This window comes from Flavobacterium xizangense (assembly GCF_054075145.1).
This window is the reverse complement of the sequence record NZ_JBSIPG010000007.1, coordinates 175,531-191,482: the sequence shown is the minus strand read 5'-3', so window position 1 is coordinate 191,482 and position 15,952 is coordinate 175,531. Positions and strand designations below refer to the sequence as shown.

12 protein-coding genes are annotated in these 15,952 nt (G+C 34.8%); 3 read left to right on the top strand and 9 right to left on the bottom strand.

The features are described 5' to 3' along the window. Positions 1–1,794: gliding motility-associated C-terminal domain-containing protein (locus tag ACWA1B_RS16735; RefSeq protein ID WP_456908821.1), on the top strand; the 1,794-nt coding region annotated here is incomplete at its 5' end. A gap of 69 nt (positions 1,795–1,863) precedes the next feature. Here ACWA1B_RS16735 and ACWA1B_RS16730 read toward each other — a convergent pair. From ACWA1B_RS16730 to ACWA1B_RS16690, 9 genes are all read right to left on the bottom strand, one after another. Beyond that, on the bottom strand, positions 1,864–2,025 hold the full coding sequence (locus ACWA1B_RS16730) for a hypothetical protein (protein WP_456908819.1): 162 nt from the start codon (positions 2,023–2,025) through the stop codon (positions 1,864–1,866). A gap of 128 nt (positions 2,026–2,153) precedes the next feature. Further along, positions 2,154–2,840, bottom strand: a complete 687-nt coding sequence (locus ACWA1B_RS16725) for an SH3 domain-containing protein (protein WP_456908817.1) — start codon at positions 2,838–2,840, stop codon at positions 2,154–2,156. After that, positions 2,837–3,169 (bottom strand): EF-Tu C-terminal domain-related protein, encoded by a 333-nt coding sequence (locus ACWA1B_RS16720; RefSeq protein ID WP_051951549.1) that lies wholly within the window; start codon positions 3,167–3,169, stop codon positions 2,837–2,839. The genes ACWA1B_RS16725 and ACWA1B_RS16720 overlap by 4 nt, the downstream gene beginning before the upstream one ends. Before the next feature lie 34 nt (positions 3,170–3,203). Continuing rightward, complete coding sequence (locus ACWA1B_RS16715) at positions 3,204–5,438, bottom strand: multicopper oxidase family protein (RefSeq protein ID WP_456908815.1); 2,235 nt, start codon at positions 5,436–5,438, stop codon at positions 3,204–3,206. A 205-nt stretch (positions 5,439–5,643) separates the two neighbouring features. After that, entirely contained in the window at positions 5,644–8,178 is a 2,535-nt protein-coding gene (locus ACWA1B_RS16710; RefSeq protein ID WP_456908813.1) for a heavy metal translocating P-type ATPase, read from the bottom strand. Between the two features lie 228 nt (positions 8,179–8,406). Then, positions 8,407–8,967 (bottom strand): helix-turn-helix domain-containing protein, encoded by a 561-nt coding sequence (locus ACWA1B_RS16705; protein ID WP_456908811.1) that lies wholly within the window; start codon positions 8,965–8,967, stop codon positions 8,407–8,409. 2 nt (positions 8,968–8,969) lie between these two features. Next, a complete protein-coding gene (locus ACWA1B_RS16700) occupies positions 8,970–9,500 on the bottom strand; it encodes a DUF3347 domain-containing protein (protein ID WP_456908809.1) in 531 nt (176 codons plus the stop codon). Between the two features lie 110 nt (positions 9,501–9,610). Next, positions 9,611–9,925: a hypothetical protein gene (locus ACWA1B_RS16695; protein ID WP_456908808.1), complete on the bottom strand. Its 315-nt coding sequence runs from the start codon at positions 9,923–9,925 to the stop codon at positions 9,611–9,613. A 132-nt stretch (positions 9,926–10,057) separates the two neighbouring features. Next, positions 10,058–10,891 (bottom strand): AraC family transcriptional regulator, encoded by an 834-nt coding sequence (locus tag ACWA1B_RS16690; protein ID WP_456908806.1) that lies wholly within the window; start codon positions 10,889–10,891, stop codon positions 10,058–10,060. Positions 10,892–10,994: 103 nt separating this feature from the next. Between ACWA1B_RS16690 and ACWA1B_RS16685 the strand changes: the two genes are divergently transcribed. Together ACWA1B_RS16685 and ACWA1B_RS16680 are read left to right on the top strand one after the other, a co-directional pair. Beyond that, a complete protein-coding gene (locus ACWA1B_RS16685) occupies positions 10,995–12,161 on the top strand; it encodes an MFS transporter (RefSeq protein WP_456908804.1) in 1,167 nt (388 codons plus the stop codon). Positions 12,162–12,722: 561 nt separating this feature from the next. After that, positions 12,723–15,950 (top strand): SusC/RagA family TonB-linked outer membrane protein, encoded by a 3,228-nt coding sequence (locus ACWA1B_RS16680; protein ID WP_456908802.1) that lies wholly within the window; start codon positions 12,723–12,725, stop codon positions 15,948–15,950. Positions 15,951–15,952 lie beyond the last annotated feature (2 nt).

Genomic DNA, 15,952 nt, shown 5'->3' with positions numbered 1-15,952 from the left:
GGAAATACATCAACCGCAAATCAGAATGTGATTTTGGATGATGTTACCGCTCCAATAGTGCCAATACTGGCGGATGTAACGGGCGAATGTTCAGTAACTCCGACGGCACCGACCACAACCGATAATTGTGCAGGAACCATTACCGGAACAACGACGACAGTATTCCCGATCACTGCGCAGGGCACGACGGTGGTAACATGGACTTTTGATGACGGGAACGGAAATACGTCAACCGCAAATCAGAATGTGATTTTGGATGATGTTACTGCTCCAATAGTGCCAATACTGGCAGATGTAACGGGCGAATGTTCAGTAACTCCGACGGCACCGACCACAACCGATAATTGTGCAGGAACCATTACCGGAACAACAACGACAGTATTCCCAATTACAGCGCAGGGGACGACAGTGGTTGTTTGGACATTTGATGACGGCAACGGCAATAACGTGACGGCGAATCAAAATGTAATTCTGGATGATATCACTCCTCCCAATATCCCTGTTTTGGCTGATATTATTGGGCAGTGTAATGTTATACCGCCCGTACCGACAACAACAGATGCGTGTGCAGGAACAATTGCAGGAATTACGGCATCAGCCTTTCCAATAGTAAATCCCGGAACAACAGTGGTCACTTGGACATTTGATGATGGTAATGGTAATAGCGTGACGGCAAATCAGAATGTGATTATAAGCCAGATTGCTTTGGCAGGAACAGAAACTGTGGTCTGCTCAACAGTCCAGCCGGGATACAATATCACTTTATCTTTAACAGGCCAGGCTCCATTTACGGCAGCAGGAACTGGAGCACCTGGAGTCTGGTCGGGAAACACATGGACATCAGGGCTTATAAGTTCGGGAACCAATTATAATGTAAACCTTCAGGATGCAAGCGCTTGCAACTCAGTAAATATAACTGGCATTTCACCAAACTGCTGCAGTCTTAGTGTGATTTGCCCAACTTTTCCGCCGTCTTCTGTGCAATGTTATGATGAACTTCCATCGGCAGGAAGCCTGACAGAAGCGCAGTTTGAAGCATTAGGAAATGGTGACGGACGCATTGCGGACACCCGCTGCGGGGTGGTTGAAATTACAGCATCCAACGGCGCAGATCTGGGCTGTAATGCCAGTGTGGCCAGAACTTATACCATAACAGAATATGCTGACACAAACAATAATGGGGTTCGCGATGCAGGGGAAAATAGAGTTTTGGATACGGCTGCCTGCACGCAGATTATTCAAATTCATGATGTAACGGCTCCTGTTTTTGCAGAAGCATTACCCGAGAAGGTTATAGTAGCAGACTGCGATACCATTCCTCCAGCGCAGACTTTAACCGCGACAGATAACTGCGGTATAGCCACAGTCGCATTTAACGAGCAGAAAATTGATGGGGACTGCGCAAGCCGATATTCGCTGATCAGAACCTGGACGGCATCTGACCAGTGTGGAAACCAAACTTCCTTTACCCAGACAGTAAATGTAGCATGCATAGAGGAAGTTTACAATGCCATATCGGTCAATAACGACGGATTAAATGACAGCTTCTTTATTAAAGGAATAGACTGCTATCCAGACAATAAAGTGAAAATCTACAATAGATATGGCGTTATTGTCTACGAGAAAAATGGCTATGACAATGTTACCGATCCGTTTCGAGGGTTCTCTGATGGACGCGCAACAGTTGCAAAAGGAAACATGCTTCCAACCGGAACTTATTTCTATACGCTTGAATATGACAGCAACGGAAAAAAAGTTGAGAAAGCCGGATATTTGTATGTGAATAGTCAGTAATCTGAAAAAAGTAATTTTATAATAAAAAAGACCTCATATTGAGGTCTTTTTTGTTGAAACAAGTTTCATTTATTTTTTAACGCAGCAAGATTTTTTGTCTTTTTTATCCGTCGATGTCTTCTTGCAGCAAGATTCTTTTTTAGCTTTATCTTTTGTTGTAGGCTTTGTTTCTTGTGCTGTTACGCCAATTGAAAATAAAGCAACTGTTACTACGGTAATTATTTTTGTCATTTTATTTAAATGTTTTTGTGTTAGAGATTATAATTGGTAAATTAAATATAATAACATTTATTAAGGTTGATTCTTACAATTTAGTTAATGTTTTTGTAAAAAAAACAAGCTGAAAGAGGTTAGATAATTTAGAAACCAAAGGCAATTTTTCGCTCTTTATATTTTCCTTTTTCTATAACCCAAACAATTTCATAACCTCCAGCTCCATCGCTATTACTGGATGTGATATATAAAATATCGTTCTTTTTGTCGTAATTAATTTTAGTGTTATATAGATTAGGTTCGAACAAATCATCAAAAGAATTTTTAGGAAGTTTAATCGTCTTGTTATCAATTACTACGGTTATGCTTTTATAAACCTTTTTTGGAATTCCTCCGTCAGTTCCCCAAAAATCTTTTCCATTAATCTTTTTAAGTATAGATTTATCCTTCTCAAGAAAGGTTAATTTTGCTGAATTTGATTCAAAATTTTTGCTTTCAATACTAATATCATGACCATCTTTCTTAAAAAGAACCTGATTCTTAGTTTCTTTAACTAATGGAATAACTGTAAATTCAGATAAATATTGAACCCGATCTTTGTATAAATATCCATTTCTGTCTTTATTGTTTTTGGAATAATCTATATTGATCCAGTTATTTTTTGGTTCGAAACAATACACTACAAAACCGTTGTCTAATTTATCTGAAATGTTATTTTCTTTTGAAGCTTCAGTTCTAATGTTTACAGATCCATCTTTATCTTTTATTACTGCAAATTGAGCAAAGGCATTTATTTGCGAAAGTATTATACACAAGAAAAATATTTTTTTCATTTTTGAAAATTGCGGTCTAGTTTTGAGTCTAAAATTTTACTTATTTTCCCTGTTCCAACAATATGTGTGCCTTCTCGAAAATCAAACTCTAAACCTTCATATAGTTTGCCTTCAAAATATTCGACAGATAAAATGCTTATTTCTGCAGAAACGGATTCTCCTGGAAGTACAAATTCTGTATCAATGAAAAGTTGCATTCCAGAAGTCATATATTCGTCAAATGAAAACTTTATGTGTGGTCTGTATCCAGAGCTTGCTGCAGTTTTTCGGCCTCCTTCTTCGGTACTTTTGTATTGTAATAGTGCAATAAAATGAGGTTCGCCAAACATATTAATTTGATAAAATTTCTATGCTAATATAAGATTAATAATTCAAATTTACTCCAAATCCAATTCCCATATCGCTGTCATAATGTGTCGTAATTCCGAAGTTACGAGCAACAATATATTTCAATCCTGCCATATATTCTTTATCCGTATTCCACATTAAATTCATTCGTAAACGTTTGGAAAGCGGAATGTCTTTTCGTTCAAATTGCAAACGAATATTTCCATCGGTATAAACCTCAACCTGTGCTTTTATAAGCATTGGCAAAGTATATTCAGCTCCGATGCTGAAAACTGAACGATTGTCTTTGGTATTTTTCTGTCCAAAAAGATTTTGTTCTTGTTCGTCCATTCCCATTTTTCGGTAGCGCCAGTCAAAACCGATGAAAGGCATCAACCATTGATTTTTTCCGATATATCTTCCAATGTGTGTTTCCGTTTCATAACCGTGTTTGTCGTTATAACCCAATCTCCATTCCGTTCCGATGCTCCAACGTGTGTTGCTAAACATCGCTTCACCATCATTTCCGTTCGTGGCAAAATCATTTTCTGCCATAAAATGAAACATACGATCATCCATTTTTAGCATTTTAAAAGCCATTTCAGGATGATGAATCAATGGATTTGGCGCTGAATTTTCATAAGTAAAAATTCTTCCCATTCCCGCCATCATGTGATATAAAATATGGCAATGAAAAAACCAGTCGCCGTCTGTATTTGCCTGAAATTCGATCGTATCAGTTTCCATTGGCATAATATCAATCACATTTTTAAGTGGCGAATAATCGCCATGTTCATTCAGAATTCTAAAATCGTGTCCATGTAAATGCATTGGGTGGCGCATCATCGAGCCATTATATAAAACAATACGAACGTTTTCTCCTTTTTTAATTAAAATTTTATCGGTTTCGGAAACTACTTTATTATCCAGACTCCAAACATAACGATTCATATTTCCAGATAAAGTAAAACGCAATTCTTTAACATCTTTTGGAAGGTTTGTTTTAAACGGAGATTTCAGCATTCCGTAATTTAAAGTCACAATTTCGGAGGTTTCAGTGCTGTCACTTTCCATTTTCATGTCGCCCATATTATGATTGGAATGATCCATTTTTGGTTTTGAATTTTCATCTTCGCCTGAAATTTCTGGATACATTACAGCATTCATATCCATTTTGTTCAAAGACATATTCATGCCCATATCGTTCATTTCGCCGTTCATTTTCATCATATCATTCATCATTTTCATACCTTCAAAGTATTTTAATTTCGAAAGATGATAAACAGGCTGTTTTTCTCCATTTCCTAAAAATAAAGAAGCAGATCCAGTTCTGTCTTCGGCTGTAGCCAAAAAAGCAAAAGATTTATGGTCTTCAGGAATCGTTACGACAACATCGTAAGTTTCAGAAACGGCAATAATCAAACGATCGACTTCTACAGGTTCTACATCATTTCCATCGCTGGCAACAACTGTGATTTTTCCTCCACCGTAAGTCAGCCAGAAATAACTTGAAGCGCCTCCGTTGGCAATTCGCAATCGGACTTTTGAACCTGGTTTAAGGTCTGAAAACTGTTGGTCATTTTTTCCATTAATGAGAAACTTTTCATAATAAACATCGCTGACATCCATCGCATTCATTCGTTTCCATTCATTAGTAACTTTGGTCGAAAAATGTCCTTGTTTTATAGCTTCGGCATAACTTTGCGTTGTTCCTTTTTTAATAGCAAACCAATCATTGGCATTGTGCAGCATTCGCTGAATATTCTCTGGCTTCAGATCTGACCATTCACTTAAAATAACTGGAATTGTTGGCAAATCGTCAATTCCTTTTCTGATTGTTGAATCGTCTTTTTTCTTATTGATGATAAAAAGTCCGTATAAACCAATTTGTTCCTGCAGACCGGAATGACTGTGATACCAATACGTTCCATTCTGAATAATCGGGAAAGAATATTTATGACTTGTTCCAGGTTCAATCGGCATTTGAGTTAGATAAGGAACACCATCTTCTTTATTTGGCAGAAACAATCCGTGCCAATGCATCGAAGTCGTTTCTTTTTTAAGTTCGTTATGAACGTAAATTTCTGCAATATCGCCTTCGGTAAAAGTCAGAGTCGGCATCGGAATTTGTCCATTTACTGCAATTGCGCGTTTTTCTTTACCCGAAAAATTGACGATTGTATCACGAACGTACAGATCGTAACGCACTACTTTTTGGGCTTTCAGCTGAAAAGTAATTAAAAATAAAAGAAGAATATATTTGATTTTCATGACAAATTATAATTTTAAGTCGTTAGGTTAAAAATTGAACACAGTTTAATTTTAACACATAGAAACATAGTAATTTGAAGATCAAAAAAGGCGTTTCACTTATTTTAATACACATAGTTACTATGTATGGAAACTTGTTTCTTCTCTTCTCTTTTTTAGACACAAATATCTATGTTTTTATGTGTTAAAATAATTACGCTTCAATTTACAATTTAAGATTTCTCAATCGCAAAGCATTTACGATTACAGATACAGAACTCAAACTCATAGCAACGGCAGCCAACATTGGCGAAAGCAGAATCCCTAAAAATGGATATAAAATTCCCGCTGCAATTGGCACTCCCAGAGTGTTATAAATAAAAGCAAAGAATAAATTCTGTTTGATATTCGACATTACAGCATGGCTGAGGTTTTTGGCTTTTACGATTCCGTTTAAATCACCTTTTACCAAAGTAATTTTAGCACTTTCAATCGCGACGTCAGTTCCTGTTCCCATTGCAATTCCGATATTAGATTGAGCCAAAGCTGGAGCGTCGTTAATTCCATCGCCCGCCATGGCAACGATTTTTCCTTGTGCTTGCAAACGTTCAATTTCTTTTAATTTATCTTGCGGAAGACAATCTGCCTTGAAAGAACTTAAATGTAAATGTTCTGCAACGGCTTTTGCGGTATTGTGATTGTCGCCCGTCATCATGATAACCTCAACGCCATGATCGATTAATTCTTTAATGGCTTTTGTGCTATTTTCTTTAACGGCATCAGTAATGGCAACATAACCTAAAACAACATTATCAATTGAGATGTACGAAATGGTTTTTCCTAAATTTTGTTCGGCAGTTACTTTTTGTTCTAGATCGTTTGTAACTGAAGCACTAATTTCATCCATTAATTTTTTATTTCCTAAAGCTACTTTTTTGCCGTCGATAGTTCCTAGAACACCTTTTCCAGCAATAGTTTCAAAACCTTGAACTTCCTTTAATGAAGTATTTTTTGCTTTCGCGAAATTGACTACGGCCTGCGCCAAAGGATGCTCGCTATGCTGATTTAATGAAGCAATGTTTTGAAGCAGAAAATCTTCCTCATTAGTAACGGAATATATTTTTTCTACGGATGGCTTTCCTTCGGTAATGGTTCCTGTTTTGTCAGTAATTAAAACATCAATTTTATTCATGTTTTCTAATGCTTCGGCATTTTTAATTAAAATTCCATGCTGAGCACCTTTTCCAACACCAACCATTACTGACATTGGAGTTGCTAATCCAAGCGCACAAGGACAAGCAATAATTAAAACCGCAATAGCATTAATTAATCCGTAAACGTAAGCAGGTTCTGGACCAAATTTCGCCCAAACAAAAAAGGTTAAAACAGAAATAATAACAACTGTAGGTACAAAATATTTAGAAACGCGATCGGCTAATTTCTGAATTGGAGCGCGAGATCTGCTGGCGTCATTTACCATTTGGATAATTTGTGAAAGCATCGTTTCGGATCCAACTTTTTCAGCAATCATTACAAATGATTTTGTACCGTTTATGGTTCCTGAAATTACGGCATCGCCAGTTTTTTTATCTACCGGAATTGGTTCTCCGGTAATCATCGATTCGTCGATATTGCTTTCTCCAATTGTTATTTTTCCATCAACCGGAATTTTTTCTCCTGGTTTAACACGCAGTAAATCGCCTTTTTGAATGTTGTGAATTGAAATAACTTTATCATTTCCGTTTTCTACTAAAGTAGCTTCGGTCGGAGCTAATTTTAATAATTCTTTTATCGCTCCATTAGTTTGTCCGTGAGCTTTGGCTTCCAATAATTGTCCTAATAAAACTAACGTGATAATTACGGTCGCAGCTTCAAAATACAAATGAATAGTTCCGTGATGTGATTTGAATTCAGCTGGGAAAATATCAGGAAAAAACATTCCGACAATACTAAAGAGGAAAGCAACACTTGTGCCGATTCCAATTAAAGTAAACATGTTTAAATTCCAAGTTACAATCGATTTGTAAGCGCGAACGAAAAACATCCAGCCTGCATAAAATAATACTGGAAGCGAAAAAAGAAATTGAACCCAATTCCATTTTTCAATTGACATTATATTATAAAGTGGATTATTCGGAATCATTTCTGACATTGAAATAATGAAAATAGGAAGTGTAAACAAAATCGCTATTTTCATTTTCTTCAATAAATCAGAATAGGTTTTGTTTTCTTCATTTTCAGAAGCCTGCGTTGGAACCAAATCCATACCGCAAATTGGACAATCGCCTGGTTCGTTTGAAAGGATTTCAGGATGCATTGGACAAGTAAATTGTGTTGCAGTCATGGCAACTTGTGGCACTAAGTCCATTCCGCAGACCGGACAATCTCCGGGTTTATTATATGTTTTGTCACCTTCACAATGCATTGGACAATAATAAACGCCATTTGCACTATGCTGATGCACTTTTTTGATTTCTGATTTATGATGATCGTGATGTTCTTTTTTATGACCTGAGCAACAAGATTTTTCAACTGTTTCAGAATGGTTTCTAGGAGAATCCATTTCGATAGTATAATTTCCGGCAGCAGCTAAAACTTCCTGAAATTTTTCTGTTGGAACATGTTTGTCCATTGTTATTGTAGCCGTTGGCGGATTCAAGGTTACTTCGGCCTGAACGCCTTCAACTTCATTTAAGGTTTTTTCTACTTTGGTTCGGCATCCGTTGCAAGACATTCCTGAAATTATATATTGATGAGTCATTGTATGGATTTTTAAGTATTACAATGCAAATTTCAGAACTATTGGTGAGTTCGGTTTGTAGAATTTTGGAAATGATTTGTAAGATTTACAAATTGTTTTTTTAACCGCAAAGGGCGCAAGGATTTTTGATATGCTGGGTTATTTAAAAACGCAAAGTTCGCAAAGCTTTGTCTTAAAATAGCTTTGCGAACCTTGCGTAAACCTTTGCGTTCTTTGCGGTTAAAAAAATTACAAATTCTCGATCTGAATACGTTTTTTATCTTTCAATTGTTTGAACGAAGTAGGAGTAAAGCCAGTAATTTTCTTGAATTGATTGCTTAGATGCGCCACATTGCTGTAATTTAAAATATCAGCAATTTCGCTTAACGAAAGCTCATTGTAAATCAATAACTCCTTTACTTTTTCTATTTTTTGACTAATGAAATACTTTTCGATAGTAGTATTTTCAATTTCAGAAAATAAATTGCTCAACGAATTATAATCCTGATTTAGGTTTTCTGCCAGATAATCAGACAGGTTGATTTTTAAATCATTGTTTTTATGATGAACCAAATCGACAATTAAGTTCTTTATTCTTTCGACTGTTTTCGTTTTTTTATCATCGATTAAATCAAAACCTAAAGTTTGGAGATTTTCTAATAAAACTTCCTTTTGCTTATCGCTAATTTCTTCTTTAAGTTCCACTTCGCCCAATTCAACAGAAATAGTTTGGAGTCCGAGTTTTTCAAACTCAGACTCCACAACCATTTTACATCGGGCACACACCATGTTTTTGATGTAAAGCTTCATATTTATTTGATCGTTTCTACCACGTTTCCGCAAGTTAGCATAGAAGAACCGTAATACGGATTCTTAACTGCTTTTTCCTTGCTTAACCAGTCTGCATCAGCCATTGGGCAATATTGTTTGTAGATTGGCTGGTCTGGACTTGAAACTTTTATTAAATCATAAGTGCTTTTAGATAATGATTTAAAAGATTCACGTTGTTTTTTAAGATCTGTTGTTGTAGAAATGTTTTTCGCGTCAGCAGTTAATTTCTTTACCACTTTCATCCAAACTGTATGTTCGTTGCTTTTCAGTTTGTCCATTTTTACAGCTGTAATTGCTGTCAATAAAGCTGTGGCTTTTGCTGAAGTTAATTTGCTGTCACTTTTAATAAGCGCATCTTTTACATTGAAATAAGCATCATAAACAGATTGTAACTGACTTGCATCAATAATTTCTGTTGTTCCTGATTCTAATTTTATTGTATTCGCCTGAATAGTATTTGAAGTGAAAACTAATGCGATTATTGCTGTTATAATTGATATTGACTTTTTCATTTTATATAGATTTAGAAGGAATTCGACTTCCTTAAATTAGTTTTTATTTTTGAAATGATTAATGTAAATTGTGTTTGGTTTAGAGCCAATTATGGCTGTTACAAATACAATTATTTTATTTTTGGCGGTGCCCAAATTGAAGTAAAACCGTCCGAAATACTACTGTTTTTGTAGTACATGATTGGTTTTTTAAAAGAAAAATGAAATAATTCGTTGTTAATGCCGAATTGATTTTCAGTTATTAAACTAAACTGTAAGCCTGAAGTAGTGCATCCGGAATGATTGCATTTTCTGCTGCATCCGTTTTCGTCTTTTTTTGAATTAGGAGCTTCTTTGCAACACTCTTTTTGACAAGAATCTTTAACTGGATTCATTTTCTTTTCGCATGAATTTTTCTCTGGCGATTTTCCACAAGCATAACTCATATTTGACAGCATAAGGAAGCCAAAAGTTAAAACGAGAAATAATATGTGTGTTTTTTTTGTCAAAAGAAATGTATTGGTGATACAAATTTAGATAAAAATCTTTAGCTCAAATGTGTTTTATGATTTCAATAACTAAAGCTTTTTGAAATCTGTTGGCTTCATGTTTTTTCTTTTCTTGAAATAATTGGACAAATGACTTTCATCGGTAAAACCAAATTCATACGCAATTTGTTTGATAGGCAACTGATTGTTGTGAATTCGTTTTTCAATCAAAGTAGTTCTGAGATTATTGATGTAATCACGATAGCTTATGGAGAAAGTCCGTTTAAAATAGGCACTGAAGTACGTTGGCGCAATATTGAAATGCTCTGCAATTACTTTAATCTGAACCAGTTTTGGCTGATAAATATTCTGATGAATGTAATTTGCAATTTGTTCATTGTCAATATGAGTCGATTTCAACTGAAGATTCATTCCACGTATTGTTTCTTTAATTAGTCCAAAAATGGAGAGAATCTGGTAAAATACAATTGGCGAAGAAGTGACATCAACATATTGATCGTAAGCTATAATATTGGCTACCGTATTTTCTAAGATAGTTTTGCAGGGCTCGTCAAATTTCAGGACAGTTTCTTTCAGAATTTTATCTCGCATGAAACTTTCGGGCGTATTTACGAGGAATTCGTCGCAAGTTAGATTTTGTTTCGAATTGAAATAATTGTCGGTGAATTTAATGTAAACAAAATGCGTCTTTTTCCTGATGTCGAAATAATGTTCGTCTTCAGGAGAAATCACAAACAAATCGCCGGCTTTATAAGGAAGAAGATTTTTATTCAAATGATGAATACCGCTTCCTTTTTTAATATAGATAATTTCGTAATAGGTATGAGTATGCGGTGGAAGATGAAATTTCTCATCTTCAAATTCATGAATCACTAAAGTTTCAAACTGATTTAATTTAGGCATGACTTAAATTTACAATTTTATGTCATAAATATACAATTTATTTTACACTTAACGGTGTTAAATTTGCATCATAGAAAGTCTAATACTTTCTGGTGTAGAACAAATGAAAAAAAGTCTTATTGCGCTCTCGCTTGGGGGCTTAACTATTGGAATAACTGAATTTGTAATGATGGGTTTATTGCCTGATATTGCTTCAGACATGAAAGTTTCAATTCCGGTTGCCGGATATTTAATTTCATCATATGCGTTGGGTGTTGTTATTGGCGCACCTTTATTAGTAATCTTAGGACGCAATTTTCCGCCAAAAAAAATGCTTATAATACTAGCGCTGATGCTAACAGTTTTTAATGCACTTTCGATAATTGCGCCAAATTATAATTTTTTATTTGCTTCTAGATTTCTTTCGGGATTACCACATGGGGCCTTTTTTGGAGTTGGAGCAGTAGTAGCAAGCCGTTTGGCCGATAAAGGAAAAGAAGCTCAAGCTATTTCAATTATGTTTGCCGGACTTACTTTGGCAAATTTAATTGGTGTGCCAATTGGTACTTATATAGGACACCATTTTATTTGGCGCTATACCTTTATATTAATTGCCTTTGTTGGTTTATTGACGCTTCTGTTTATTTCTTTATGGATGCCAAATCTGGAAAAAACCGGTAATGTTAATATGAGAACACAATTACAGTTTTTTAAGAAAACAGAAGCTTGGTTAATTATCGGAATCACGGCTATTGGTTTTGGAGGATTGTTTGCATGGATCAGTTACATTGCACCTTTATTAATAAACATTTCTAAATTTTCACCTGAAGATGTCTCTTATATATTGATATTGGCTGGCCTTGGAATGGTTGTAGGGAATTTTGCAGGTGGTAAATTAGCCGATAAATATTTACCGGCACCAACCGTTTTGGCTTTACTATTTATAATGGTACTTGATTTACTAATGGTTTACTTTTTCTCTTTTAACCAGTATGTATCATTATTCCTGACATTTTTAACTGGAGCGATTTCTTTTTCAGTAATTGCACCTATACAAATGCTTATGATCAAAACGGCCAAAGATGCAGAGATGATTGCATCGGCAGCGCTTCAGGGAAGTTTTAATATTGGAAATGCTTTAGGAGCATTTTTGGGTGGACTTCCGTTGGCAGCAGGTTATAACTTTGCTTCTCCAAATCTTATAGGCGTGGTTATGGCTATAACAGGAATGATCATAACATTTACTTTAATGCAAAAACACAAAGCAAATTTGCAGCTTCAAAGAGCTTAAAATTAACTAACATACTTTTCAAAAGTCCTTAAGCTTAATTGTTTAAGGACTTTTTTTATGGTTTATTTTACGATTTATTAAAGTGTTGTATTGCTACAGTTGTAGGAATTGGCTGGTTTTTTATTGGTGTCTGAGGTTTTGTAATGTTTATGAGGCCAAATTTTTTTCGGTCTTACGCAAACAATATTTTTTTCATGTAATCGATTGTTTTTTTGATAAAAACGAAAGAATTTAATATATCACAATAATATAATTACTATTTATTCATAATATAAATTACATATGTGGTATAAAAAAGTGCTTTTATTTTTGATATGTAATTTTTTTTAGCAAATTTTTATGAAAATTAATTTTTTATATAAAAAAAATATCTATGTTTGTGTAATCGATTACATGATTTGATTTCTATTTATTCCAAATTGTTTTTTTAAAACGAAATCGATTGAAAAACCTTGTAGTTGCTTAAGTCTCTTAAAAGTCAAAACCACATAATTATAAAAAATTAAAATTTCAAAACCACATAAATTACCATTAACCAATTAATAACTTAAACAATAAACCATGAACTTTAAAGAATTTTTAAACAAAGGAGCAAATTATTGCTCTGCTCTTGTTTTCTTATTGTGCTTGCTTATGAGTAGTCAGGTAAATGCACAGACTACAACTATAGAGGGAACCGTTAAGGATGCTGCCGGACTTACTTTGCCGGGAGTTAATGTACTTGAAAAAGGAACAAAAAATGGTGTTTCTTCTGATTTTGACGGGCGTTATAAAATCAAATTAACGAACCCTAAAGCTGTTTTAACTTTTTCTTTTATCGGATTTGGAACTAAAGAAATTTCTGCTGCCGGAAAGACTAAAGTAGATGTAGTTTTAACAGAAGATTCTAATAACTTGAATGAGGTTGTTGTAATTGGATATGGAACATCTAAGAAATCTGATTTAACTGGAGCAGTTGCTACATTCTCTGGAAATGAAGTACGCAAGATTCCAGTTCCTAACGTTGCAGAAGCTTTAACAGGACGTATTGCCGGAGTATCGGTAACCTCTTCTGAAGGTTCGCCAGACTCAAATGTTCAAGTTAGAATTCGTGGAAATGGGTCTTTAAGCCAGGATGCATCTCCATTATATATAGTTGATGGATTTCCGGTAAACAGTCTTAATGATATTTCTTCTTCTGATATTGAAACAATGACAGTATTGAAAGATGCGTCATCAACTGCAATTTATGGTTCAAGAGGAGCTTATGGAGTTATTATTGTTACGACGAAAAAAGGTAAAGATGGTAAAATAGCAGTAAATTTTAATATGTTTTACGGAACGAAACAGATGGCTAATACTATCGATGTTACATCTCCTGAGGATTATGTGAAATGGCAATATGAATATGCGTTGTTAGACCAAACAGACAAAACTATTTTGAGTAATCCAAGTTCTTACACAAAATATTTTGGCAACTGGCAAGATTATGATCAATACAAAGGCATGAAAGGAAATGACTGGCAAAAACAGGTTTTTGGACGTACAGGCGAAGTTCAAAGCCGTGACTTGTCTATCCGAGGAGGTTCTGATAAAATAAACTATAATTTCAACTATGCTCATTATGATGAAAAAGCAATTATGTTGGGATCAGATTTTAATAGAAACAATTTATCTCTTGCTTTAAACAGCAAAGCTTCTGATAAAGTGGATTTATCTTTTACAGTGCGTTATTCAGATACTGAAATTAATGGTGCTGGTATGAATGAGCAAAATGAAGTTTCATCAGCAGATTCTCGTTTAAAAAATATCGTAGGATATGCTCCAATCCCGGTTCCGGGTTTAACTACAGATGATACAGATGAAGCTGTGGCAAATAATTTAACTCACCCTTTTGTAGCTATTACTGATAATAACCGTCAGCAGTTTAGAAAAAACTTTAACACTTTAGGAAGCTTTTCTTGGAAACTGACTCAGGATTTAGTTTTTAAAACAGAATTAGGTTTAGATAATTATAACTTTCAAGATTATCGTTTCTACGGGCGTACAACATATTATGTAAAAAACAACCCTGCGGCAGAAAGACAAAATATGCCTGCGATGATAATGATAGACAGAAAGGATACTCGTTTTAGAAATGCGAATACACTTAATTATGATTTGAAAAAATTAGTAGGAGAAAATCATAATTTGAAATTCCTTCTAGGAGAAGAATCTATAGAATATAAAAGAAATGACCTTACAAGTACAATTCAAGGATATCCATTATCTTTTGAATTAGATGAAGCGAAAAAATTAACGACTCAAGGTACACCAATTTCAGTTGATAATTTTTATTACCCAGATGACAAACTTCTTTCTTTCTTTGGACGTGCTAATTATGATTATAAAGACAAATATCTTCTTACAGCGACTTATCGTGCCGATGGATCAAGTAAATTCTTAGGCGATAATAAATGGGGATTTTTCCCGGCGGCAGCGGCAGCTTGGAAAATATCAGGAGAAGAATTTTTGAAAGATGCTTCATGGATCAATTTACTTAAATTAAGAGTGAGTTATGGTGAGGCAGGGAACAATAATATTCCAACTGGACAAATGGTTCAAAGTTTTATATCTTCTACATCTACTTGGATCAATGGTGTTGATAATTTCTGGGCAGCTTCTAAAACAATGGCTAATCCAGATTTAAAATGGGAAACAACTGTCACTCAGAATATCGGTTTAGATTTTGACTTGTTCAAAAATAAAGTGACAGGATCTGTGGAAGTATATAAAAATAAGACAAAAGATTTATTAATGCTTTTCCCAATTTCTGGAGGTTATGATAATCAATACAGAAACATGGGGGAAATTCAAAACAGCGGAGTTGAAGCAACTTTGAACCTTAATCTTATTGAAAGAGAAAAGTACGGAGTAAGTTTATCTTTCAACGCTGCATTCAATACGAACAAAATCAACTCACTTGGAGTAATGAGTAACTTTACTGCATCATCAGGATGGGCTTCTTCGTCAATTACTGGAGATTACTTAGTAAACGTTGGTCAGCCATTAGGTATCATGTATGGATACAAGAGTGATGGCCGTTATGAAGTTGCTAACTTTGATTATGCAGCCGGAGCTTATACTTTAAAAGGTGGAGTGCCAGATGGTAGTACAGTAGTGGGTAAAATGCAGCCAGGTGCTATGAAATTAAAAGATATTGATGGTGATGGAAAAGTAAATGCAAATGATTTAACTGTTATTGGAAATGCAAATCCAAAAAGCACTGGTGGTATGGTTTTGAATGCAAATGCTTACGGATTTGATCTTTCTGCTGCTTTTAACTGGAGTATTGGAAACGATGTTTATAATGCAAACAAAGTTGAATTTTCAACTTCAATTCCAAATGGACAATATAGAAATTTAAATGCTGAGATGGCAGACGGACAAAGATGGACAAATCTTGATCCTTCGACTGGACAATTAGTAACAGATCCTGCTGCATTGACTACTTTAAATGCTAATACTACAATGTGGTCGCCATACATGCCTCGTTATGTTTTTAGCGACTGGGCTGTTGAAGATGGTTCTTTCTTGAGACTTAATACTTTAAGCTTAGGTTATACTGCGCCAGGCAAGTTAATTTCTGCTTTAGGAGTTTCTAAACTAAGATTTTATTTTACAGCTAGTAATGTTTTTGTTTGGACTAATTATTCAGGTCCAGATCCTGAATCTTCAACTAGAAGAAATACGCCTTACACACCGGGAGTTGATTATTCAGCTTATCCGCGAAGCAAACAGTTGATTTTTGGTCTAAACCTTAATTTTTAATT

What these genes read in the sequence shown, in the direction of transcription:
- ACWA1B_RS16730 (WP_456908819.1), bottom strand. Translation starts at nt 2,025, where the DNA reads ATGACAAAAATAATTACCGTAGTAACAGTTGCTTTATTTTCAATTGGC.
- ACWA1B_RS16725 (WP_456908817.1), bottom strand. Translation starts at nt 2,840, where the DNA reads ATGAAAAAAATATTTTTCTTGTGTATAATACTTTCGCAAATAAATGCC.
- ACWA1B_RS16720 (WP_051951549.1), bottom strand. Translation starts at nt 3,169, where the DNA reads ATGTTTGGCGAACCTCATTTTATTGCACTATTACAATACAAAAGTACC.
- ACWA1B_RS16715 (WP_456908815.1), bottom strand. Translation starts at nt 5,438, where the DNA reads ATGAAAATCAAATATATTCTTCTTTTATTTTTAATTACTTTTCAGCTG.
- ACWA1B_RS16710 (WP_456908813.1), bottom strand. Translation starts at nt 8,178, where the DNA reads ATGACTCATCAATATATAATTTCAGGAATGTCTTGCAACGGATGCCGA.
- ACWA1B_RS16705 (WP_456908811.1), bottom strand. Translation starts at nt 8,967, where the DNA reads ATGAAGCTTTACATCAAAAACATGGTGTGTGCCCGATGTAAAATGGTT.
- ACWA1B_RS16700 (WP_456908809.1), bottom strand. Translation starts at nt 9,500, where the DNA reads ATGAAAAAGTCAATATCAATTATAACAGCAATAATCGCATTAGTTTTC.
- ACWA1B_RS16695 (WP_456908808.1), bottom strand. Translation starts at nt 9,925, where the DNA reads ATGAGTTATGCTTGTGGAAAATCGCCAGAGAAAAATTCATGCGAAAAG.
- ACWA1B_RS16690 (WP_456908806.1), bottom strand. Translation starts at nt 10,891, where the DNA reads ATGCCTAAATTAAATCAGTTTGAAACTTTAGTGATTCATGAATTTGAA.
- ACWA1B_RS16685 (WP_456908804.1), top strand. Translation starts at nt 10,995, where the DNA reads ATGAAAAAAAGTCTTATTGCGCTCTCGCTTGGGGGCTTAACTATTGGA.
- ACWA1B_RS16680 (WP_456908802.1), top strand. Translation starts at nt 12,723, where the DNA reads ATGAACTTTAAAGAATTTTTAAACAAAGGAGCAAATTATTGCTCTGCT.